Origin of the sequence: Iodobacter sp. BJB302 (genome assembly GCF_002735645.1) — a bacterium.
In the GTDB taxonomy this organism is placed as follows: Bacteria; Pseudomonadota; Gammaproteobacteria; order Burkholderiales; family Chitinibacteraceae; genus Iodobacter.
In genome coordinates, this window is sequence record NZ_PDZG01000077.1 from 1 (window position 1) to 19,817 (window position 19,817).

Consider the following 19,817-nt stretch of genomic DNA (forward strand, 5'->3'; position numbering starts at 1 on the left):
GCAAGCATTTTGCTTAAAATGGCATCTTTACGAGCCTTGGGAATACGCGACATGATAAGTAACCAGCCCCCTGAGTAAGTTAGAATCCCTGAAAAGGGAGTATCTCAACTATCCTGACACAGGGGGCCTTGAGGAATGTCTGAAAACCGCACTCATAAATCTTTACTTTGCAATCAGGGGGTAAGATTCTTGCGGGCTTATTGCTGTTTTTTTTCTGCATAGTGATGAATTGGCAGATCGTTTGCTCATTATTGTTCCGGGCCAAAAATTAAATCAGGCTTGGTATCTGTTTATCTTTATAAGTATTCAAAGGAATTATATGGGAATTGATTATTATGGCTGTTTCCCTTGTAAAGTTCGTGAAGCTGTTTCTGATGCTGATTTGCTTAGAATGGAAAAGGCCCGAAATCGGGCTTTGAGTGTATTGGAGATAATGAGAAACAATCCCCAGACTGATAATAAGAGTAAACCAGAGTCCGAATGGAGCTTTAAGATGGTGGTAATGGGGCCAGATGGCCCTGAAGAAACGGAAATGCGAATTGCTGATTTACTTCTAGAAGCCGCACCGTTGGAGCAGCTTGCTCATCATTGCTCAGGTTGCCCTGCAAATATTCGTTCTGTTGATTTTGGGTGTGGTGGGGCGATTCATTATCCTATTTCAGCGCAAGCTGAGCGTTGGTTATTGTCGCGTCTTCCATCTGATTTAAATTCACCACGTGGCTTTCTTTTAAAACAAGCCATTGCAGATTTTAATTTTGATGGATTGGTTATTGATGCAGTTCGCAATCGGCAGGATTTATATGAGTCCAGTAAGCCAGAGGAGCGTAAATGGGGAAGTTTCTTCTTCAAAAAGACGCGAATTACTTCCAGCCAAATATTGCATATGGCTTTCTGTGTAGGTAGCTTGCAAGCACAACATGCCAAGCTCGTTGCGTACTTTCTTGGCTTTTTGGATGATGATTTTAGCATCGCAAGTGATTCTGCAAATTTGCCTCAGCCCGGAGATGATGACAGAACAATAGAGCTGAAATCTTTTTTTGCTGTTGCGAGTCTTGCAGGCGTAAATGAAGCTTCTGTCTTTATTGATGCCTGATCTTTCATTATTAAATAAATTTTATTGGCCGCGCATCACGTTCTAAAGCACATGATGCTTTTGCTGGTATCAGGGCTAAATTGTGGGAAGTGTTATGGCTGCATCAGATTTCTCCAGGAAGTTTATCGACCTTGAGTGCCTCTTGTTAAAAGAAAGCACCCGGCTGGATGCCCAATTGCTAAACAAGCTTATTGATGATGACTTTCAAGAGTTTGGTGCTTCTGGCTGCGCTTTTGGCAAAAGCGATGTTGTTGAGAGATTGCCATCCGGGCCGGCACCGACTTTTTATCCGCAAAACTTTGCTGTTGTGGAATTGGCCCCCTCAGTTGTGCAAGTTACCTTTCGCTTGATTACTTACCGGCCTGATACGCCGGATGCCAGTTATTCCCTGCGCAGCTCTTTATGGCGTTTATCTGGTGGCGAATGGAAAATGATTTTCCATCAAGGCACGCGCACTGATGCGTTTGAAAAAGCCTGATATTTGCATTTAATCATTCGGTTTTAGGAAAACATTAAAAGGATTTCAATGACACATTTACAGCCAGCGCTTGTTACGCGTCGAATTGTTGCCATCGGTGGTGGTGGGTTTTTATTGGATGATGCACGCCTCTTGCAAGAATCTTATTTGATCTCTCTGTGCCGCAAATCTGCCCCGCGCGTTTTGTTTTTAGGCACGGCATCCGGTGATGCCGAACGGGCGCAATTAAAGTTTTACAAGGCGTTTTCATCATTGGGCTGCCTGCCGTCCAGCCTGTCTTTCTTTCCGTTTGATATGCGGCGTGATTATGCGCAGGAGGTGCTGGAGGCGGATTTGATTTATGTGGGTGGCGGCAATACGGTTGCCATGTTGGCGGTGTGGCGCGAGTTTGGCTTAGATGTTGCACTGCGCCAAGCCTACGCGGCGGGCACGGTATTGGCGGGGATCAGCGCGGGAGCGAATTGCTGGTTTGAGCAGTACATTACGGATAGTGTGCCGGGCGGCGGAATACGCGGTGGCTTGGGGCTGCTAGCAGCTACGTTTTGCCCTCATCTGGATAGCGAAGCCTGGCGTCAGCCGCTGCTGGCCAGTGTAACTGGCGTGGCTGTGGGCGCGGGTGAAAATGTATGTGTGCTATTTGAGAATGAGCAATTTAGCGAAGCCGTACATTCGGCCGATTCGATGCAAAGCACTGTGATGTGCGAGAGCAGCGAAGCGGGCGGGATTGTTCCTCGTTTTTTGATGTAAGAGAAACCTGAAATAAATCATGGTTGATTTGGCGATTTATTGGCGGTTAATTCAGATCTGAAGCCTGCTTAATCATATATGTGCTTTTGCTGTACTACGTATGGCTTACTATTTATTTGAAAAGGGTATTACTTAAATGTATGCCGTTCTGCCTCCCGAAAATTTCAGGCTTTTAAATTTTCCTCATGCGGCAGGCGCAAAGCCGGCGCGCTGCATTGTATGGCTGCATGGAATAGGGGAGCGTGGGGATGATCTTGCTTTGGTCTCCAGGTATGGCCTTCCTGCGGCACTTAAAGAAGGCCGTCTTACTGTTAACGCTGATGTGATTTGCCCTCAGCTGGAAGCCGGGTTGACTTGGTCTGCCGAACGCCTTGCGTATCTTTTAGCTGAGCTTAGAAAACAGTACGAAGTAAGCGCTTTGCTTGGCTATAGCCTTGGTGCGGATGGGGTTTGCCAATTGCTTGCTCAGCTTGGCTCACAGGGGAGCATTCATATCGCGATTGCCCCAGGCGCATCCGTGCCGATTGTTGCCAGCCAGGCTGCAACAAGATTTTTGGTTATTTCGGGGGAAGACGATCCCTGGCTGGATGCAGAGGCTTTTTTGCAGGCTGTGCGGGCAAGCGGTGGCGAAGCTGATCACGCTGTAATGCTGGGGGAGGGACATTACATCTCCGAATCGGCCCTTACTCACCCGAAACTAGTTACTGCGCTTGCATCTGTTGGGATTGCCTGGCGCTGAGATGGAAGCTATCCACTGATTAATTGTATTTTTTTGAGGTTCTGAATGGCGGGTTATGCATGCGGCTAATCCGCCATTCAGGGCTTTCAGGTCCTTCATGAATCCTGCATATCTAACACCAATTGCTGTTCCATTTGCCGATGAAACGATGAAGGTTACAAGTTTGTGCTGGAGCGATACTGAGGCCACTCAGATTGTAGTGGCCTCAAAACGTACAGGTCGTAGCTTTGTTGTCGAGTTTCAGTCAGTTGAAGGGTTAAGGATGCTTGATGAGCTTGATCTTGCTTCGGTATGGATCAACTCAGCCAGCCAAGCACTTGCGTCGACCTGGCTTTTCAAAGTAAATGCTGGTGGCTGGCTGGAGCTTGAGAGTACTCGAGATGACTTTTACACTCAGCATCAGGAAAACCAACCTTACGAATTTTTGATTGGTGGATACCTAGAGTGCGTATCTGTTCTTTCGTTGTTGCCTCCAGTCATTCAAGAGCGTACATGACATAAAAAAGTCAGGGCAAAATCATGGAAGCATTTCCACCTCTGTCGCAAGTGCTGTCTAAATTAGATTTGCTGGGTATTTCTTTGCCAGAAGGCCCCGTTTTTATAGATGGCTATGGCGATTCGCCGGAGCTGTCTGCTGCTGCCTGGTGGGGTTTTAAACATCAGGCGATGTTCCATCGCTATTTTGATTAAGGGTTTGATCTATGCATGTCGTCATTCTTATTTTTCAGGGCATGCAAGGCTGTTAAACGCAAGCCAGGCTTAGCTCGTCAGCTGCTTCAAACTTACCCTGCGAAACAGCGCCATCAGTGATAATGCCGCGCAGGTGAGGGCTGCGATTAGGGCGATCCAGTAGCCTTGCACGCCGTGGCCAGGCAGGGTGGATGTGCCGAAGGTGAGCAAATAGCCCAGCGGAATGCCGATCACCCAAAAGGCTGTGAGATGAATCAGCATGGGGCCACGGGTGGATTTGTAGCCGCGTAATACGCCCGCCACCACCACTTGAGTGGCGTCGGAAAACTGAAAGAAGCCAGCCAATACCAGCAGCTGGCTGGCCAGCATCAGCACAACCGTATCGCTGGTATAAAAGCCCGCGATAAAGCGCGAGGCAAAAATCATGGTGGTGCCGGTTAATAGGGCAATGCACAGGCCCATGCGAATGCCGCTCTGGCCAATAAAACGCGCCGCTTTATAATCCCCCGCACCAATCGCATGGCCTACCCGCACGGTGAGTGCGGTGCCGAGTGCCATCGGAACCATAAAGGTGAGCGAGGAGAAATTCAGCGTGATCTGATGTGCGGCTACGGTAACAGTGCCTAGGCTGGCAATCAGCAGGCCAATCAGGCTAAACGCGCTGACTTCTACAAAAAACATCATGCCAATGGGCAGGCCCAGCTTGATAAGTTGCTTTTGAGCGTGCCAGTCAATGCTTTGCCATGCGCGAAATGGATGCGTGTTTTTATAAACGTGCGAATAGCGAATCCATGCGGCTAATAGCAAGAAATTAACCCATACGCAAAAAGCCGTGGCCCAGCCGCAGCCTACGCCGCCCATGGCCGGAAAGCCCCAGTGGCCGTAGATCAGCACCCAGTTGCAGGGGATATTCAGCAGCAGGCAGAAGATGGAAATCACCATCATGGGCTTGGTTTGATTCAGTGCAGCACTATAGCTGTATAAAACGCGGTAGCAGGCAAAAGCCGGTAAGCCCCAGCTGACGGCTTTTAAGAATTCACCCGCTTTATGTGCAACGATGGCTTCAAGGCCCAGATGATTAAAAATCGGCAATAAAAAGCGAATTAATATCAGACCAATCAAGGCGAGGATGAGGGCTTGTACCAGCGCTTGCTGGGTTAGATTTGGGATGGGTTTGAGATCATTTGCGCCAATCTTTTGCGCTACCAGCGGGCTGATCGCCAGTAAAAAGCCCATCAGCGTCACCATCATCGTTACCCAGATTGAAGAACCCACCGATACCGCCGCCAGATCGCCTGCTGAAACATGGCCTGCCATTACGGCATCAATAAAGGCTGTGCCTGTGGTGGCGAGTTGCCCAATTGCAATGGGCCATGCAAGGTGCCAGGTGGCGCGGATATCGGTGAGTCGGGAGGTGGCCATAGTGATCTACAGTTTTTTACTTGCTTGCCGCAGATCGAGTCCAACAGACTGCTATTTACGCAAACAAAATGGATTGATAGGTTCGTATTCTGCAAGTAAATCGGGATATCGCCGGCTGAACATCAGCGCATCTTGTAAATTTAAATTCAAAATAACAATGCTGCCATTGGCCAGATTTTCGGTGCGAAAGCCTAAGCTGGTGGCTGCTGCAAAGGCCTTGGATAATGCCAGTGGCGAGGTATTGCGTTTGGCATTGAGGCGCAGCCAGCTTTGAGTTTTCCAGCGCAGTGCCGGGTGGAGTTCGCGGGTGGTTCGGGTTAATTCCGGGGCTAGGCAGTCGTACATGGCAGCATTCCTAATTCACAAAGTGGGAAGCTGGTCGCAAGGGTTTTTGAAGTCAGATGCGGCCAACGCTTTAGCGATATTTCCCCAGGTTTTGTACTGCCAACCTGAGCGCGCCTCGCAAGTTGTCGATTAATAGGCGCGTAAAACAAAAAAACCCGCAACGCGGGTTACGCTGCTTTAGCTGCATTTATAAAGCGCCCGCAAGCTGGCAAATTCAACTCGGCGCTGTGTAGTTCATTTTGGCGGCGAGCGGCTTAGCTGTCAAGCAGCTTTACTCTGGATTTTTTGAATCTAACATCAGCGTGATCGGGCCGTCATTAATCAGCGTAACTTGCATATCTGCACCAAAGATTCCTGTAGGGATAGGCTGTGCGCTCAGCTCAGCCAGTTTTGCCACAAAGGCATCAAACAGCGGCTGAGAAATTTCCCCCCTGGCAGCTCTGCCCCAGGATGGGCGATTGCCTTTGTTGTAAGAGCCAAATAGCGTGAATTGCGAAACGGCCAGTATTTCACCATGGCAATCGAGTACAGATCGATTCATCACTCCCGCTTCATCTTCAAAAATACGCAAATTGCATATTTTTTTGGCGGTCCAGTTTAAATCGGCTTCAGAATCGCTGTTTTCAATGCCAACCAGCAGCAGCAATCCAGCAGATATTTGCCCGCAGATTTCGCCTTCCACGGCCACACTGGCCTGCTTTACTCTTTGAATTAAAACACGCATTACTTTCCCCCGGAAGTAGCGATATTACATGGGCTTTGAAATTTCTTAAGCGCAAATATTGCCTGCTGACATTCCTATTGGCGATGGCTTTTGTTCGGCAGAGCCCCAATTTACATTTTTTGAAAAATGAGAAACAGAGCCTAGTAAAGGGGCTGAATATTCAGTATTCTGGTTCATTTTACCGCTAGGGATATAACCATGAAAAAAGTAGGTCTGGTTGGCTGGCGCGGCATGGTGGGTTCTGTCCTCATGCAACGCATGCAGGAAGAAAAAGATTTTGACGTGATTGACCCGGTTTTCTTTACTACTTCGCAAGCTGGTCAGCCAGCACCGAATTTTGGTAAAGACGCGGGCACACTGAAAAACGCCAACGATATCGCAGAGCTTTCGGCGATGGACGTGATTATTTCGTGCCAGGGCGGTGATTACACTTCAGATATTTTCCCAAAACTGCGCGCTGCAGGCTGGGATGGCTACTGGATCGACGCGGCTTCTACCCTGCGTATGGAAGAAAACGCGGTGATCGTGCTGGACCCGGTTAACGATGATCTGATTCGCTCATCCTTAGCTAAAGGCGTTAAAAACTATATCGGCGGCAACTGTACCAATTCCATCATGCTGATGGGTATGGGCGGCTTGTTTAAAGCTGGTTTGGTGGATTGGGTCAGCTCAATGACTTACCAGGCCGCATCTGGTGGCGGCGCAAATCATATGCGCGAGCTGATTAAGGGCATGGGCGTGGTTTATGGCTCGGTTGCTGATGAATTGGCTACTCCTGCTTCGGCGATTTTAGAAATCGATCGTAAAGTTGCAGAAACAATCCGCAGCGATGTGCCTACAGAATTCTTTGGTGCGCCCCTGGCTGGCGGTCTGATCCCATGGATCGATGCCCAGCTGGATAACGGTCAGAGCAAGGAAGAATGGAAAGGCCAGGCTGAGGTAAACAAAATCCTTGGTAATGCAGCGCCAATCCCGGTTGATGGCCTCTGTGTGCGTATCGGCGCAATGCGCTGCCACAGCCTTGCCTTAACGATTAAGCTGAAAAAAGACCTGCCGCTAAGTGAAATTGAAGCCTTGATTCAATCTGGCAATCAGTGGGTGAAATGGGTGCCAAATGATCGTGCGGTTACAGTGAAAGAGCTGACCCCGGCTTCTATCACCGGCAAAATGGACATCGGCGTAGGCCGTGTACGTAAGCTCAATATGGGCCCGGAATACATCAGCGCATTTGTGATTGGCGATCAGCTGCTCTGGGGCGCTGCCGAGCCATTACGCCGTATGTTGCGGATTTTGTTGGGCTAAAAGTCTGGGTGATATAAGTTAGGACAGGTGCAACCAGCCGTTGTTATTACGAGGTAATGGCTGCTTGCACCCAATACGCGCTTAGCAATTGTCTTTTGATTCGCAAACCGCAAAAATACGAAATAACCACGCTTTATGCATAGGGCTTAAACATCCCCTTGAAACACGCCGAAGCGAGGAGCAAGCGGGGCGGGGTTTCGGCGAGGATGTTTGAGCGAGCGAAGCGAGTGAGTCCCGCAGCCGCCGACTCGATTGTCCGTAGAAGAGGGGCCTTCGTGTTTCGTAGGGTGGCCTTCTTTCGCTTCCTTTCTTGGCCACACAAGAAAGGAAGGTCCGGCGGGACGCCCGCACCTAAATCAATGTGCCGAAGGCACTAAAAAGGTCTTTTGTATTTTGCTTAGCTCTCACGTAGCTGCTCCGCCCTACATTTAGTAAATCGTATTTTTTGCTACCCCTAAGAAATAGAACACATCTGTGCTCTATTTTTTTGCCTGTTACGGTGCATGATAAATAAATCTGCCTCTGTTACTGATCTGAAGCTTGCACGATAATAGTCAGCTATCTGCATCTGCGAGTTTCTATGCTTACTGATTTAATTCTTCTGCTCCCTCTCGCTTTTACTGCCGGTTTAATCGACGCTGCCGTTGGTGGCGGTGGTCTTGTAATGATTCCTGGCCTGTTTGCGATCTTGCCTCGTGAAATTCCAGCTGCACTCTTTGGTACTAATAAATTAGCTTCGATGATGGGTACGGCATCTGCTGCGGTGCGTTATGCACGGCGGGTTAAATTGCCTTGGAATATCTTATTACCCACTGCCGGATCGGCTTTTGTTGGCTCTTATCTGGGCGCTCGTTCTTTACACTTTTTGCCAATCGAATGGGTACGTCCGCTGGTGATTGGCCTGCTGGCCATTATGCTGGTCTACACCTGGCTGAAACCTTCTTTCGGGCAAGAAGATACGGGGCGGGAGCTGACCCGGCGTGATCTTTATATCGGCTTATTAATCGGGCTGGTGATTGGTTTTTATGATGGCTTTTTTGGCCCCGGCACCGGTTCATTTTTGATTTTTCTGTTTGTGCGCTTATTTCACTTCGATTTTCTGCGTGCCTCGGCATCGGCCAAGGTGGTGAATTTAGCCACCAATCTGGCCGCGCTGGCCTTCTTTATCCCAGCCCAAATGCTGATCTGGGGTTACGCCATCCCGATGGGACTCGCCAATATCGCCGGAGCCCAAGTAGGCAGCAAAATGGCTTTAAAAGGCGGTAACGTCTGGGTACGCCGCTTATTTTTGATCTTGTCGGTTACGCTGATTTCTAAGCTGGTATGGGATACGGTTAAAGCGATGTGATTGCTGGCTTCGCATGACGCAGTGTTAAGTCTTAAACCGCAGAGAACACAGAGGGCACAGAGTTTCACAGAGGAAACGTTGGATTCAATGGTTTTCTCTGTGGATTCTGTGGCCTCGTTTTACTCTGTGGTTCAAGGTTTAGCTCAATAAACCACTCTGAAATGCTTACTCATTGAGGCTAAGGATGAATTATTGGTTGATGAAATCAGAGCCGGATGATGTGTCGATTGATGATCTGGCAGCGCGCCCTGATCAGACGGTGGGCTGGTACGGGGTGCGTAATTACCAGGCGCGCAATTTTATGCGTGATGAGATGCAGTTAGGCGATCAGGTGTTTTTTTATCACTCCAGTTGCAAAGAGCCTGGCATTGCTGGCCTTGCCACCGTCTGCCGCCTGGCTTATCCGGACCCAACTCAGTTTGATACGGCATCTGAGTATTTTGACGCCAAATCGACGGCCGACAAGCCACGCTGGCTGCAAGTGGATGTGCGTTTCGTGCAAAAAACGCGCTTATTGAGTTTAAGCGAGTTGCGCAGTTTTCCCGAGCTGGCGCAGATGGTGCTGCTGCAAAAAGGCTCGCGCCTTTCCATCACCCCCGTTTCTGCTGCGGATGCTGCTTTTATTCTGGCCAAGCTATGCTAACCGCGATTCTGGCTTATTTAACCGTTGGCCTGATTGCCGGGTTTTTAGCGGGTTTGCTGGGCGTGGGCGGCGGGCTAGTGATCGTGCCTGCGCTGCTGTATGTGTTTGCCCTGCTTGGCTTGCCGCCAGACCATCACCAGCATCTGGCTCTTGGCACCTCGATGGCGACGATTGTGTTTACTGGCTTTGCCAGCCTTAAGGCACATCATGCCCGTGGTGCTGTGCGCTGGCCGGTGGTGAAGGCGATTACGCCGGGTATTTTGCTGGGTACTTTTGCTGGCGCGCAGCTGGCGGCTTTTATCCCTGGCTTAGGCTTGCAGTGGTTTTTTGTGCTGTTTGCTTACCTCGTGGCGGCCCAAATGCTGCTGGATATTAAACCTAAGCCATCCAGAGCCTTGCCTGGCAAAGGCGGTATGACGGCGGTGGGGACTTCCATTGGCCTGGTTTCCAGCTGGGTAGGTATAGGTGGCGGCTCTTTATCCGTGCCGTTTATGACGCTGTGCAATGTGCCGGTAAAAGAGGCCATCGGCACTTCGGCCGCGATTGGTTTACCGATTGCGCTCGCCGGGGCGCTGGGCTATGTGGTCAGCGGCTGGTCGGCCAGCTTGCCGCAGGGCGCTTTAGGTTTTGTTTACCTGCCAGCGCTGGCGGGTATTGTGCTGGCCAGCTTCCCCATGGCCAAAGTCGGCGCTGCCGCCGCTCACCGCCTGCCTGTGCCAGTGCTGAAAAAATGCTTCGCAGCGCTGTTGATTGTGCTGGCGAGCAAGATGTTGTGGAGTTTGTTGCCGTAGCTCGTCAGTGATGAAACCCAAATCTTGAACCACAGAGGGCACAGAGAACACGGAGTTCCACGGAGAAAAGCGGGGCTTGTAATTAAGCTATTTGCTTTGAGCCATGTAGGGCGGGTTTCACCCTCCCTACGATGATCCGAGTGGTTTTCTCTGTGTGCTGCTTTAAAACTCCGTGTTCTCCGTGGTTCAAGATTTGGATTTTTACTTTTCTTTGCTAAATCACATAAAACAAGATGCTGATAAATTGGCAGAGGCTGCCGCCCAGCACGAACAGATGCCATATCCCGTGGCCGTGTGGGATGCGGGTGTCGAGTACGTAAAACACGATCCCCAGCGTGTAAACCACGCCACCCGCCGCCAGCCAGGTCATACCTGCTTCGGGGAGGGCTGCCATTAAGGGCTTGATGGCAAAGATAATCAGCCAGCCCATCACCACATAAATCCCCAGTGATAAGGCGCGGGTGCGTTTACCCAGGATGTTTTCCTGCACGATGCCAAAGATGGCCAGAGCCCAGTTCACGCCAAAGATGGTCCAGCCCAGCGGGCCGCGCAGGGTGACGAGGGCAAAGGGCGTGTAGCTGCCTGCAATCAGCAGGTAAATGGCGCAGTGATCCAGCCGCTGAAAAACCGCCTTGGCCTGGCCTTTGAGCGAATGGTAGAGGGTGGAAATCACATACAGCAGCACCAGTGTGCTGCCATAGACGGCTACGCTGACGATTTTCCACGGGTCGCCCGTCATGCCCGCAAAGGTGAGCAGCACAATCAGCCCGCTGATTGCAAGTGCTGCTCCGATAAGGTGGCTCCAGCTGTTGAAGCGCTCTCCCTGATACATAGTTGTCCTTTATATGTGTGCCACTGGCCGAGGATAACGGCAATGGGTGCGGAGTGCATGGTACAAATGCCAAGTGAATGAGGTCGGTTTTTATTACAGAGGAATGCAGAGTGATTGCTTTGCTACCGGGGCTTGTCTGTTAATATTTTGCTTCATTATGATTTTATTACGTTAATGTGTTGATTTTATGATAGATTTGCCGCCCTTTTGGATTATGTGTGCACTCGCCGGTTTATGCTGATGTCGTCTTCTGTAAATACAGCTTCATTTAAAAAAATAGCTAAGCAATTGGCCTTTATTTTGGGCCCTGTGCTTCTGTTGCTGCTTGGCCGGTTTTTTGTGGATCAGAATTGGAGCACTCAGCGGCTCTTGTTTTCTGGCCTGTTGTTTGCATTTCTGGCGCTATTGTTAAACCGCTGGGCTGCTGCGGTATCTGCGGTCAGTTTAGAGGGGCTGTTATGCCAAGCCAGCTGGCTGAAAGAAGGTCAAACGGGCGAGCCGCTGCTGGCCCGTGATTTGTTTGAAGTATCGCAGGGCGTGTCTTTAGCCAGTTATTTAAACTGGGAAATGATTGCTTTTACACTGCTGGTGGTATGTGCTGTGGGCCTGGGCGTCTGGAAAAGGCCTCGTTTTGCATGGTGGCGCCTGGCTTTGGCCCTCCTTTTACCCTGCCTTTTATTAACGCGTATATTTGATCATGGTGTGCTTAATAAAACCACAAGCAGCATTTTGGCCGATCATTTTAACGCCAGTTATCTTTCTTATAATTTTATCCAGAATACCCGCCAGAACGGCCTTTTAGTTCACCTTTACCAAACGGCGGAGAGCGTAAAGCTGCCCGCCGCCGGGCCGCATTCTTTTTACAAGCTGGGCTCGCTTAAAACTCAAGAGGCCATTGAGCCCGATGTGGCGCTGATTTTATGTGAGGCGTGCTTTACCAGCCTGAATGATGAGCGCTTTATCACACCGATTGCGCGTTTAAAGCAAAAGGGCTTTAGCGCCAGCATGATGCTCAGCCCTGTTTACGGCGGCGGCACGGCCGAGGCCGAGTTTGAAATGCTCACGGGTTTATCGTCAGCAGTATTGCCGGGCATTGATTATCAGAATTACGCCAGCAGCTATCGCGAGGATGCAGCAACGCTGGTTTCCCGCTACAAAGATGCGGGCTACCGAACGATTGGTATGCATAATTTTCATGGTAATTTCTGGAAGCGGCGCGATGTTTACCCCAGCTTCGGTTTTAGCTCTACACGCTTTGTAGAAGAAATGTCATGGAAAACCAGAACCTGGCCAACGGACGATCTTTTATACGACGCGGCGCTCAAAGCCTATGCGGAAGGCCCGGCTAAGGGCAAAACCATGCTGTCTTTAGTGACGGTGATGACTCATGGCAATTACACAGACAGGGATTATGACGGTGGTTTGGGCGATTACAATCAGCGCCTGGATGCTGCAGTCAAACATTTGGAAAAATTTGTAAAACAGCTTGAGGCGCAGGCTAAAAAGCGCAAACGCCCGCTGGTAATTGCATTAATTGGCGATCATAAGCCTTCTTTAACCGCGGCGTTTTATCGCAAAGGCGTCTTTGACGATCACTTCTTCCGCAGTAAAGGCGATCGCAACGATAAATTTCGCTTTGCCTATAAATTAACACCACAGCAATGGCGAACACGCGCTGAAGTGCCCTTGTTTATCAAGGCCAGCACACCTGAACTAGCCGCCAGTATGGCAAGCAATCTGGCAGATAAGCCGATGTTTTGTCTGCCAGGAGAGTTAGCGCAGCTATTGCCGGAGGAAGATCAATTCTGGGGGGCTTTATCTGCGCTTTGTGCCAGAGAGCCAGATCAGCTTGTGCCCGCTCAGCAAGTGGAGTGGCGCAAGGTGTTTGAGCCTGCATTATTTGCAGAGCGCTTGTTTTAAGCCTCTTCGCTGGCGGCCTCTACACTCAGCAGTGCCTCGTAATACACTTTGAAATAGTGATTTGCAGTGATGCCGCATGCAACAAGCAGCCTGGCATCCGGGTATTGTGCGGATTCGCTGGCAATGGCGAGGTTTAAAAATGGCGCGTAGGGCCCAGTGCCGTGCAGCAAAGCCGCACAGACGGCCTCCGGAAGCTTAAGTAGCCCGACAATCTGCGAAAGGGGTCTGTGGATCAGCTGCTCAAGCACAGAAAACAGGCCCAGCAAATACAGGTGATCTTTTTCCTGAGGCCAGCGCTGGCTGCCAAGGCGCTCGGTCAGCTCGGCGCGTAATAAGGCGTACTCCAGCAAGCCTGGGTTGGGTTTTTCCTGGCCGGGTAAAGAAAACAGCAGCAAAGATAACCAGCGGTATAAACGCTCCCTGCCTATGGCAACCAGGGCCTGGTCCAGCGTGTCGATTTTTTTATTGCGCGCTTCCGCTGCAGAATTCGCCTGTGCCAGTACCCTGAATGAGAGCAGCGGATCGGTTTTAAGCGAAAGTGCTATTTCGCTATTACTGGCGTCTTGCCGCAGCAAATTCAGTAAATCCATAATCCTTAAAAAACCTGCCTCGACAGGCCCTTCTTGCCAGGTGCTCTGATGAAACAGCCTGCCTGCGGCATAGGCAATATCAAGCTGCTGGCAAAGCTGAAATTCATCGTGCCATGCCAGATCAAGCATCAGCATGGGTTTTTCCAGGCCTTGCACATGAATACGCCTTGCCAGCCTTTCTATATCCGGGGCCAGCTTGCCATTGACGGAAAAAGCCAGCCATTGCGCCTGGGCAATGATTTCGGATGACCAGGTTGCGGGCAGCTGAAGGGCGAGGCCAAGGCCTGCTTTCTGCAATTTTTGTAAGGCCGCAAGGCCACGATCCGGCAGAGCTGTATTGGTGTTCAGCAGCAGCATATTGCCTTGCGCGGCCAGCTGAGCCAGCTCGGGTTGCAGCAGGCTGCCGGCAGAGATTTCCAGGAGGCGCAGGCGTTTTTTGCTCATCGTTGTGCCAAGTCGCACGGCGTGGCGAATGAGTTCTCCTTCTTCAAGCAGAATCTGTGCAAGGCTTTCTTTATTTTGTGCCCGCCTGCGCAGCAGGCTGCCCACGATCTTGCCGCTGTTATCAATGATATTTACGTGCTGCAGCTGCAAAGTAATCGCTGGCCTCAGATGTGCGGGGTTCACAGGGGGAGGCGGTGGCGCTGGTTTCGAAAAAAGCTGTTGTAAAAACTTAAACATGGGCGCTGAATACCAGGCTGATGAGTGCTTAAGCCTAGCAGAAGACGGGGGGATTGCAGGAGGGGCCGGCGTGGTGAAAGCCCGCCAGGTAAATGTGTTCTTCTTTTCGCCAATAAAAAGGGCGGTGGCTTCTGCAAAAAGAAGCCACCGCCCTTATTGATGCATGGATTACTTAGTCAGCTTATCCAGCGCCTCGCGATACTTAGCTGCGGTTTTTTGCGCTACTTCTAAAGGCAGCGCTGGCGCTGGCGGGGTTTTGTCCCAGCCGGTGGTTTCCAGCCAATCACGCACAAATTGCTTGTCGTAGCTCGGTGGATTGCTGCCAGGCACGTACTGATCGGCAGGCCAGAAGCGGCTGGAATCCGGTGTGAGTGCCTCATCCATCAGGCAAAGCGTGCCGTCTACATCCAGACCAAATTCAAACTTGGTATCGGCAATGATAATGCCACGAGTCGCTGCGTAAACGCTGGCGGCTTTATAGAGTGCAATCGCGGTGTCGCGAACCTTGGCGGCAAGCTCCACACCAATCACTTCTTCGCAACGCGCGTAGCTGATGTTTTCATCATGGTCGCCCAATTCTGCCTTGGTGGACGGGGTGAAAATTGGCTCTGGTAATTGATCTGCTTCGCGCAAACCTGCAGGCAAAGGCATGCCGCAGATGGTGCCGTTCTGTTGATATTCTTTCCAACCCGAGCCTGCGATATAGCCGCGCACAATCGCTTCTACAGCAACCGGCTTCAGGCGTTTTACCACCACCGCGCGGCCTTCAACTTGTGGCAAATCAGCTGCGCTGACCACGTCTTCGGCACGCTCGCCGGTGAAATGGCTGGGCACCACATCTTTTAGCTTATCAAACCAAAAGTTGGAAATAGCGGTCAGGATTTTGCCTTTTTCAGGAATCGGCTCGGCCAGAATCACGTCAAACGCGGAAAGGCGGTCGGTTGCGATCATCAGCATGCGCGCATCATCAATCGCGTAAAGATCGCGTACTTTGCCTGAGTAAATTTTAGTCAGGCTGGTCAAATTGGTCGTGGTAAGGCCGGTCATCGCAATTCCTTAAGGCATCAGAGTGGGGCAACAGGCCGCTATTTTGCCCGATTATTGGCCACTTTTGCATAAAAGCTGGCAAGTTCTTAGCCCAAAGGTGCCCGCCCTGCACAATTTAAAAGAAGAAGTTCTGCAGACACCGTGCTAAATGAGAATAGGGATAACACAGAGCTTACAAACTAAACGCCTTAATCTCTTAAGGTTTTCTCAGTGTGCTGCTTTTTACCTCTGTGTTCTCTGCGTCTGCAGAACTTTGGTTTTTTTAAACGCCCGCATCCAGCTGCTGCAATAGGTAGAGCCGCTGATAAATGCCGCGTTCGATTTGCATCAGCTCGTCGTGATTACCTTTTTCTGCGATATGGCCGTGGTTGAGCACGATGATCTGATCGGCGTCGCGGATGGTAGACAGGCGGTGGGCGATCGAGATCATGGTGACTTTACCGTGCAGGCGGCTGAGCGCTTGCTGGACGATTTGCTCGGTTTCGCTGTCGATATGCGAGGTGGCTTCATCCAGCAGCAGGATGCGCGGCTTGCCTGCCAGTGCGCGGGCGATGGCGATCAGCTGTTTCTGGCCGGTAGAGAGCCGCGTGCCGCTTTCGCCCATATCGGTGTCGTAGCCGTTTTCTAAGCTTAAAATCAGCTCATGCACATTGGCGGCTTTGGCGGCGGTTTCGATTTCTTCCTGGCTGAGTTTACGGCCCATATCGATATTGTCGCGCGCGCTGGATGCCAGCAGGAACGGGTCTTGCGGTACCAGGCCGACGCCACTTCTGAATGCGGCATCGCCAATTTCTAGCAGAGGATAACCATCAATTTCGATCTGCCCTGCTTGCGGCGTGTAAAAGCGCAGCAGCAGGGAAAGCAGCGTTGATTTACCGCTGCCGGTATGGCCCACAATGCCGTAGAAAGAGCCCGCCGGAATCGTCAGCGACAGATCGTGCAGCACTGGCAGCCTGGCATCATAGCCAAAAGCCACGTCTTTAAAGTGCACGGCGCCCTGGCTGACCTGCCCCTGGCCATCGCCATTGATGGCTTGTTTTTCACCCAGTAACACATTAACCCGTGCCGCTGAAACCACGGCTTGCTGGATTTGGCTGAACTGCATGGTAATCTGGATCAGCGGCTCTACCACGCGGGCGATATAGCTGACAAAAGCGTAGAGCACACCGATTTCCAGACCGCTGAAGCTTTGCTGGCCAAATACCCAGATGACGGTAGCCAGCAGCGCCACATTTAAAAAGTCGAGCGCAGGGCGCAGCAGCCAGGCATTGGCGCGCAATTCGGCCATCCGTGCGGCGTACAGGCTGTTGTTGGTGCTTTGAAAGCGGCCGGTAAAGCGTTGCTCAGAGTTTGTTGCCTGCACCACGCTCATCCCGGCAATGGATTCGGCCATCTGGGCATTGATATCGCTGCGCAGCTGTCGTGCTTTGGTGACCGATGGCGCGCTCCAGCGCTGATACAGCCATACAATTAAAACCACCGCCGGAATCAGGATCAGCACCATCAGCATAAGGCGCCAGTTCAGCCATGCCATGGCCGACAGCGTGCCAAGCACCACAATCAGGCTGTCCAGCATTACAAACAGCACTTGTACGTACAGCGCTTTAACTGACTCGGTATCGTTGGTGACGCGGCTGACCAGCTGGCCCGTGATGGCTTTATCAAAATACGCCATCGGCAGGGCTAACACATGGCTGTAAACCTGTTCGCGCAGGCGTTTAACCGAGCGCATCGCCACGCCGGCAAGCCGCAGTAATTGCATATAGCGGATCAAAGACGCCGCCCAGCCGCAGGCCAGCCCGCCACCCAAGAGCATAAAAATCTCTGGCCAGTTTAAAACACGCGGCAAGAGATGCTGATCAATAAACGCCTTGCCCAGAAGCGGCCCGGCGGCCTCCAGCAACGCAGCACAGATCAGCCAGAATAAACCCAGCCATAAATGGCGGCGCTCTGGCAGCGCGGCCTTATTAAGCAGCGAAATAGCTTGCTTACGTTCGCTCATACATCAACCTTTTTCTTGGTTACAACCAATTTCAAATCTGTAGGGGCAAAGTTAGTGTAAAGACTCAAAAACCCAAGTCTCAAAACACGGAGGACACTGAGAACACGGAGTTTCACGGAGAAAACCTTCAAGGATCTTTTTCTTCCGTGGCGTCTTATAAGTATCAAGTTAAGAAAACAACAGTAAAGAAGCCGATTTTTATAGGGTGTGCAAGTCGTTTTTCTTGCGCACCGGCTTTCTGCACTCCGACTTCGTTGTTGTACACCTTATAAAAACTGCCTTATGGCAAATGCTTAGCTTGATGCCTGAAGGCTTGCTTTTCTCCGTGAAACTCCGTGTCCTCCTTTTCTCCGTGGTTTAAGGTTTGGGTTTATTCGATCACTCTTCCAAGCTTGCTTCCAGCTGCTGGTAGCGCCATTGGCTGGCGTACCAGCCGTCTTTTTCGACCAGCTCCTGGTGCGTGCCGCTTTCTGCCACCCTGCCGTGTTTCAGTACCGCAATATGGTTGGCGTCGACCACGGCAGAGAGGCGATGGCTGACGATAATCATGCTGCGGCCCTGCTTGGCATCCCGCAAGTGCTCCAGAATTTGCGTTTCAGTTTGCGTATCCACTGCCGACAGCGCGTCATCAAGTAGCAGCAGTGGTGCGTCAGACAACAGGGCGCGGGCGATGGCGACGCGCTGGCGTTGCCCGCCAGAAAGCGATACGCCTTTTTCACCAACCGGAGTTTCATAGCCCTGCGGCAGACGCAGAATATCGTCGTGCACCGCCGCCAGCTTAGCGACATGCTCAATCTCGGCTTGCGTGGCGTCTGGCTTAATCAGGGCAATATTCTCTGCAACCGATGCCGAGAATAAAAACGATTCCTGAGGTACCCAGCTCATCGCCGAGCGCAGCTGCTGCAATTTATAGTCTTCAACATTCACGCCGTTCCAGCGTACTGCGCCACTTTGCGGGTGGTATTGGCGCAGCAGCATACGCAGCAGCGTTGATTTACCCGCTCCGGTCGGGCCAACCAAAGCCAGCGTTTGTCCGGCAGCAAGGTTGAGTGAAATGCCCGCCAGTGCAGCAGTGTTTTGCTCTGGGTAAGTAAATTCAATCGCGTCAAAATTGAGTAAGCCGCTGGGGGCGGCTTCAACCGTGCCGTGATCGTCCACGGTCAGTGGCTGGCTCAATAGCGGATCAAGCCGCTCCCACGCAGCTTTACCGCGCTCCAGCAAGGAAAGTACCCAGCCCGCTGCAAACATCGGCCAGATCAGCTGGCCCAGATACATGCTGAAGCTGGTCAGCTCACCAATGGTCAGCTGATTGTGCCAAACCAGATAGCCGCCTAAGGAGATCGTCAATAAGTTGGCGGCAGTTAGCGTCATGCCGACTACCGGCTCAAATGCGGCCTCCCAGCGCTGTGCATCGAGGCTGGCTTTGGCCGCGTTTTCGGCAAGGCCAGACAGTACTTTGCTGTTACGGCCCTCTAAGCCCAAGGCACGAAGCGTGCGCACGCCCGCCAGAGTTTCCTGCACATGGTCGTTCAGCGCCGAAAAGCGTTGCAGCGAATCGGTAGAGGCCTGATGTACCTGGCGCGACAGCCGCCAAAAGCCAAAGGCCATCAAAGGGAAGGGCAGCAGTGCAACGGCAGCAAGCCGCCAGTCTATGCCCAGCGTCATCATGGCCAGCACCAAGATCAGTGTCATCGAGCCATCAAACCCTGCCAGCATGGCTTCACCTGCGGCCATTTCTACAGCATCAATATCATTGGTGCCGCGTGCCATTAAATCGCCGGTACGCTGACGATGATAAAAAGCCGGGCCCTGGGCAGCCAGCTTTTGGTAAAGCTGTACCCTTAGTTCAATTCCCAGGCGATAGGCTGCGGTAAACAGCTGTAAACGCCAGCCTACACGCAGAAAGTAAATCGTCAGGCCCATGGCAATCAGCTCTGCCAATTGCCAGAGCAGTAAATCAGGCGTTAGCGATTTATTAACTAAGCCATCAATCAGCTGCCCTACCTTGCGTGGAATCCATACCGTTAGCACGGCCACAGCAAACAGCATAAGCGCCGCCAAAATATAGGCACGCCAATGGCGGCGGACAAAGTCGCCCAATAATTTAAACAGCGTCATATGGAGTAATCTCGAAAGCTTGAGGTGATGCAGTAACGAAGAGTGTTCGCGTATTTTAATACTTAGATATTACGCAAGAGTTTATCTAGGAATTGGTAAGCTGAAAAGCAAGCATTACCTGCTTCTTGTGTATTAAATGTACGGTGTGTTGAACAGAGCGGCGGTAATGCAGAGCAGACCCAATGCTGTTCACTTTATGATTTTTATTCCCCAGTTATGCCGTTGATTAAGAATTTCCGTGCCTTTTCTACTTGCAAAATGCTTAGTTCGTCGTTTCACAACCCGCGGATTACTGCGTCCTGTTG

The 19,817-nt window shown here is 51.3% G+C and carries 19 protein-coding genes; 11 read left to right on the forward strand and 8 right to left on the reverse strand.

The window, feature by feature from the left end:
• Positions 1 to 229: 229 nt before the first annotated feature.
• The 6 genes from CSQ88_RS18875 (at position 230) to CSQ88_RS23065 (ending at position 3,747) form a co-directional block, all read left to right on the forward strand.
• Positions 230 to 1,093, forward strand: coding sequence for a hypothetical protein (locus CSQ88_RS18875; RefSeq protein ID WP_143449515.1), 864 nt, complete (start codon positions 230 to 232; stop codon positions 1,091 to 1,093).
• Between the two features lie 94 nt (positions 1,094 to 1,187).
• Positions 1,188 to 1,571, forward strand: a complete 384-nt coding sequence (locus CSQ88_RS18880; RefSeq protein WP_099399635.1) for a DUF4440 domain-containing protein — start codon at positions 1,188 to 1,190, stop codon at positions 1,569 to 1,571.
• A 48-nt stretch (positions 1,572 to 1,619) separates the two neighbouring features.
• Positions 1,620 to 2,318, forward strand: coding sequence for a Type 1 glutamine amidotransferase-like domain-containing protein (locus tag CSQ88_RS18885; protein WP_099399636.1), 699 nt, complete (start codon positions 1,620 to 1,622; stop codon positions 2,316 to 2,318).
• A 136-nt stretch (positions 2,319 to 2,454) separates the two neighbouring features.
• A complete protein-coding gene (locus tag CSQ88_RS18890; protein ID WP_099399637.1) occupies positions 2,455 to 3,057 on the forward strand; it encodes a hypothetical protein in 603 nt (200 codons plus the stop codon).
• A 97-nt stretch (positions 3,058 to 3,154) separates the two neighbouring features.
• Positions 3,155 to 3,553 carry a hypothetical protein gene (locus tag CSQ88_RS18895; protein WP_143449516.1) on the forward strand — a complete coding sequence of 133 codons (399 nt, stop codon included), beginning with the start codon at positions 3,155 to 3,157 and terminating at the stop codon, positions 3,551 to 3,553.
• Between the two features lie 23 nt (positions 3,554 to 3,576).
• Positions 3,577 to 3,747, forward strand: coding sequence for a hypothetical protein (locus CSQ88_RS23065; RefSeq protein ID WP_180273729.1), 171 nt, complete (start codon positions 3,577 to 3,579; stop codon positions 3,745 to 3,747).
• 69 nt (positions 3,748 to 3,816) lie between these two features.
• Here the strand turns inward: CSQ88_RS23065 and CSQ88_RS18900 are convergent, their stop codons facing one another.
• The 3 genes from CSQ88_RS18900 to dtd form a co-directional block, all read right to left on the reverse strand.
• Positions 3,817 to 5,169 (reverse strand): MATE family efflux transporter, encoded by a 1,353-nt coding sequence (locus CSQ88_RS18900; protein WP_099399639.1) that lies wholly within the window; start codon positions 5,167 to 5,169, stop codon positions 3,817 to 3,819.
• 51 nt (positions 5,170 to 5,220) lie between these two features.
• A complete protein-coding gene (locus CSQ88_RS18905) occupies positions 5,221 to 5,514 on the reverse strand; it encodes a hypothetical protein (RefSeq protein ID WP_099399640.1) in 294 nt (97 codons plus the stop codon).
• Between the two features lie 271 nt (positions 5,515 to 5,785).
• On the reverse strand, positions 5,786 to 6,238 hold the full coding sequence (dtd, locus tag CSQ88_RS18910; protein WP_099399641.1) for a D-aminoacyl-tRNA deacylase: 453 nt from the start codon (positions 6,236 to 6,238) through the stop codon (positions 5,786 to 5,788).
• Positions 6,239 to 6,436: 198 nt separating this feature from the next.
• On the opposite strand from dtd, the gene asd reads away from it, so the two are divergent.
• The 4 genes from asd to CSQ88_RS18930 all read left to right on the forward strand — a co-directional run bounded on the left by asd (position 6,437) and on the right by CSQ88_RS18930 (position 10,322).
• Complete coding sequence (asd, locus tag CSQ88_RS18915) at positions 6,437 to 7,540, forward strand: aspartate-semialdehyde dehydrogenase (RefSeq protein WP_180273730.1); 1,104 nt, start codon at positions 6,437 to 6,439, stop codon at positions 7,538 to 7,540.
• A 580-nt stretch (positions 7,541 to 8,120) separates the two neighbouring features.
• Positions 8,121 to 8,888: a TSUP family transporter gene (locus CSQ88_RS18920; RefSeq protein ID WP_099399643.1), complete on the forward strand. Its 768-nt coding sequence runs from the start codon at positions 8,121 to 8,123 to the stop codon at positions 8,886 to 8,888.
• A gap of 184 nt (positions 8,889 to 9,072) precedes the next feature.
• A complete protein-coding gene (locus tag CSQ88_RS18925; RefSeq protein WP_099399644.1) occupies positions 9,073 to 9,531 on the forward strand; it encodes an EVE domain-containing protein in 459 nt (152 codons plus the stop codon).
• Positions 9,525 to 10,322 (forward strand): sulfite exporter TauE/SafE family protein, encoded by a 798-nt coding sequence (locus CSQ88_RS18930; protein WP_099399645.1) that lies wholly within the window; start codon positions 9,525 to 9,527, stop codon positions 10,320 to 10,322. Before CSQ88_RS18925 ends, CSQ88_RS18930 begins: the two co-directional genes overlap by 7 nt.
• 214 nt (positions 10,323 to 10,536) lie before the next feature.
• Here CSQ88_RS18930 and CSQ88_RS18935 read toward each other — a convergent pair whose 3' ends face one another.
• On the reverse strand, positions 10,537 to 11,154 hold the full coding sequence (locus CSQ88_RS18935; protein ID WP_099399646.1) for a hemolysin III family protein: 618 nt from the start codon (positions 11,152 to 11,154) through the stop codon (positions 10,537 to 10,539).
• A 240-nt stretch (positions 11,155 to 11,394) separates the two neighbouring features.
• Between CSQ88_RS18935 and CSQ88_RS18940 the strand changes: the two genes are divergently transcribed.
• Positions 11,395 to 13,074, forward strand: a complete 1,680-nt coding sequence (locus CSQ88_RS18940; RefSeq protein WP_180273731.1) for an LTA synthase family protein — start codon at positions 11,395 to 11,397, stop codon at positions 13,072 to 13,074.
• Here CSQ88_RS18940 and CSQ88_RS18945 read toward each other — a convergent pair.
• The 4 genes from CSQ88_RS18945 to CSQ88_RS18960 form a co-directional block, all read right to left on the reverse strand.
• Positions 13,071 to 14,258, reverse strand: a complete 1,188-nt coding sequence (locus CSQ88_RS18945; protein ID WP_180273732.1) for an EAL and HDOD domain-containing protein — start codon at positions 14,256 to 14,258, stop codon at positions 13,071 to 13,073. The two genes, CSQ88_RS18940 and CSQ88_RS18945, sit on opposite strands and share 4 nt — an antisense overlap.
• Positions 14,259 to 14,513: 255 nt before the next feature.
• Positions 14,514 to 15,392, reverse strand: coding sequence for a phosphoribosylaminoimidazolesuccinocarboxamide synthase (locus CSQ88_RS18950; protein WP_099399649.1), 879 nt, complete (start codon positions 15,390 to 15,392; stop codon positions 14,514 to 14,516).
• Positions 15,393 to 15,654: 262 nt separating this feature from the next.
• A complete protein-coding gene (locus CSQ88_RS18955) occupies positions 15,655 to 17,394 on the reverse strand; it encodes an ABC transporter ATP-binding protein (RefSeq protein ID WP_099399650.1) in 1,740 nt (579 codons plus the stop codon).
• A gap of 378 nt (positions 17,395 to 17,772) precedes the next feature.
• The gene (locus CSQ88_RS18960; RefSeq protein WP_099399651.1) at positions 17,773 to 19,512 is read right to left on the reverse strand and encodes an ATP-binding cassette domain-containing protein; all 1,740 of its coding nucleotides are present in this window, start codon (positions 19,510 to 19,512) and stop codon (positions 17,773 to 17,775) included.
• Positions 19,513 to 19,817 lie beyond the last annotated feature (305 nt).

What these genes read in the sequence shown, in the direction of transcription:
- asd (WP_180273730.1), top strand. Translation starts at nt 6,437, where the DNA reads ATGAAAAAAGTAGGTCTGGTTGGCTGGCGCGGCATGGTGGGTTCTGTC.
- CSQ88_RS18920 (WP_099399643.1), top strand. Translation starts at nt 8,121, where the DNA reads ATGCTTACTGATTTAATTCTTCTGCTCCCTCTCGCTTTTACTGCCGGT.
- CSQ88_RS18880 (WP_099399635.1), top strand. Translation starts at nt 1,188, where the DNA reads ATGGCTGCATCAGATTTCTCCAGGAAGTTTATCGACCTTGAGTGCCTC.
- CSQ88_RS18905 (WP_099399640.1), bottom strand. Translation starts at nt 5,514, where the DNA reads ATGTACGACTGCCTAGCCCCGGAATTAACCCGAACCACCCGCGAACTC.
- CSQ88_RS18885 (WP_099399636.1), top strand. Translation starts at nt 1,620, where the DNA reads ATGACACATTTACAGCCAGCGCTTGTTACGCGTCGAATTGTTGCCATC.
- CSQ88_RS18940 (WP_180273731.1), top strand. Translation starts at nt 11,395, where the DNA reads ATGTCGTCTTCTGTAAATACAGCTTCATTTAAAAAAATAGCTAAGCAA.
- CSQ88_RS18960 (WP_099399651.1), bottom strand. Translation starts at nt 19,512, where the DNA reads ATGACGCTGTTTAAATTATTGGGCGACTTTGTCCGCCGCCATTGGCGT.
- CSQ88_RS18935 (WP_099399646.1), bottom strand. Translation starts at nt 11,154, where the DNA reads ATGTATCAGGGAGAGCGCTTCAACAGCTGGAGCCACCTTATCGGAGCA.
- CSQ88_RS18900 (WP_099399639.1), bottom strand. Translation starts at nt 5,169, where the DNA reads ATGGCCACCTCCCGACTCACCGATATCCGCGCCACCTGGCACCTTGCA.
- CSQ88_RS18890 (WP_099399637.1), top strand. Translation starts at nt 2,455, where the DNA reads ATGTATGCCGTTCTGCCTCCCGAAAATTTCAGGCTTTTAAATTTTCCT.
- CSQ88_RS18955 (WP_099399650.1), bottom strand. Translation starts at nt 17,394, where the DNA reads ATGAGCGAACGTAAGCAAGCTATTTCGCTGCTTAATAAGGCCGCGCTG.
- CSQ88_RS23065 (WP_180273729.1), top strand. Translation starts at nt 3,577, where the DNA reads ATGGAAGCATTTCCACCTCTGTCGCAAGTGCTGTCTAAATTAGATTTG.
- CSQ88_RS18950 (WP_099399649.1), bottom strand. Translation starts at nt 15,392, where the DNA reads ATGACCGGCCTTACCACGACCAATTTGACCAGCCTGACTAAAATTTAC.
- CSQ88_RS18895 (WP_143449516.1), top strand. Translation starts at nt 3,155, where the DNA reads ATGAATCCTGCATATCTAACACCAATTGCTGTTCCATTTGCCGATGAA.
- CSQ88_RS18925 (WP_099399644.1), top strand. Translation starts at nt 9,073, where the DNA reads ATGAATTATTGGTTGATGAAATCAGAGCCGGATGATGTGTCGATTGAT.
- CSQ88_RS18930 (WP_099399645.1), top strand. Translation starts at nt 9,525, where the DNA reads ATGCTAACCGCGATTCTGGCTTATTTAACCGTTGGCCTGATTGCCGGG.
- dtd (WP_099399641.1), bottom strand. Translation starts at nt 6,238, where the DNA reads ATGCGTGTTTTAATTCAAAGAGTAAAGCAGGCCAGTGTGGCCGTGGAA.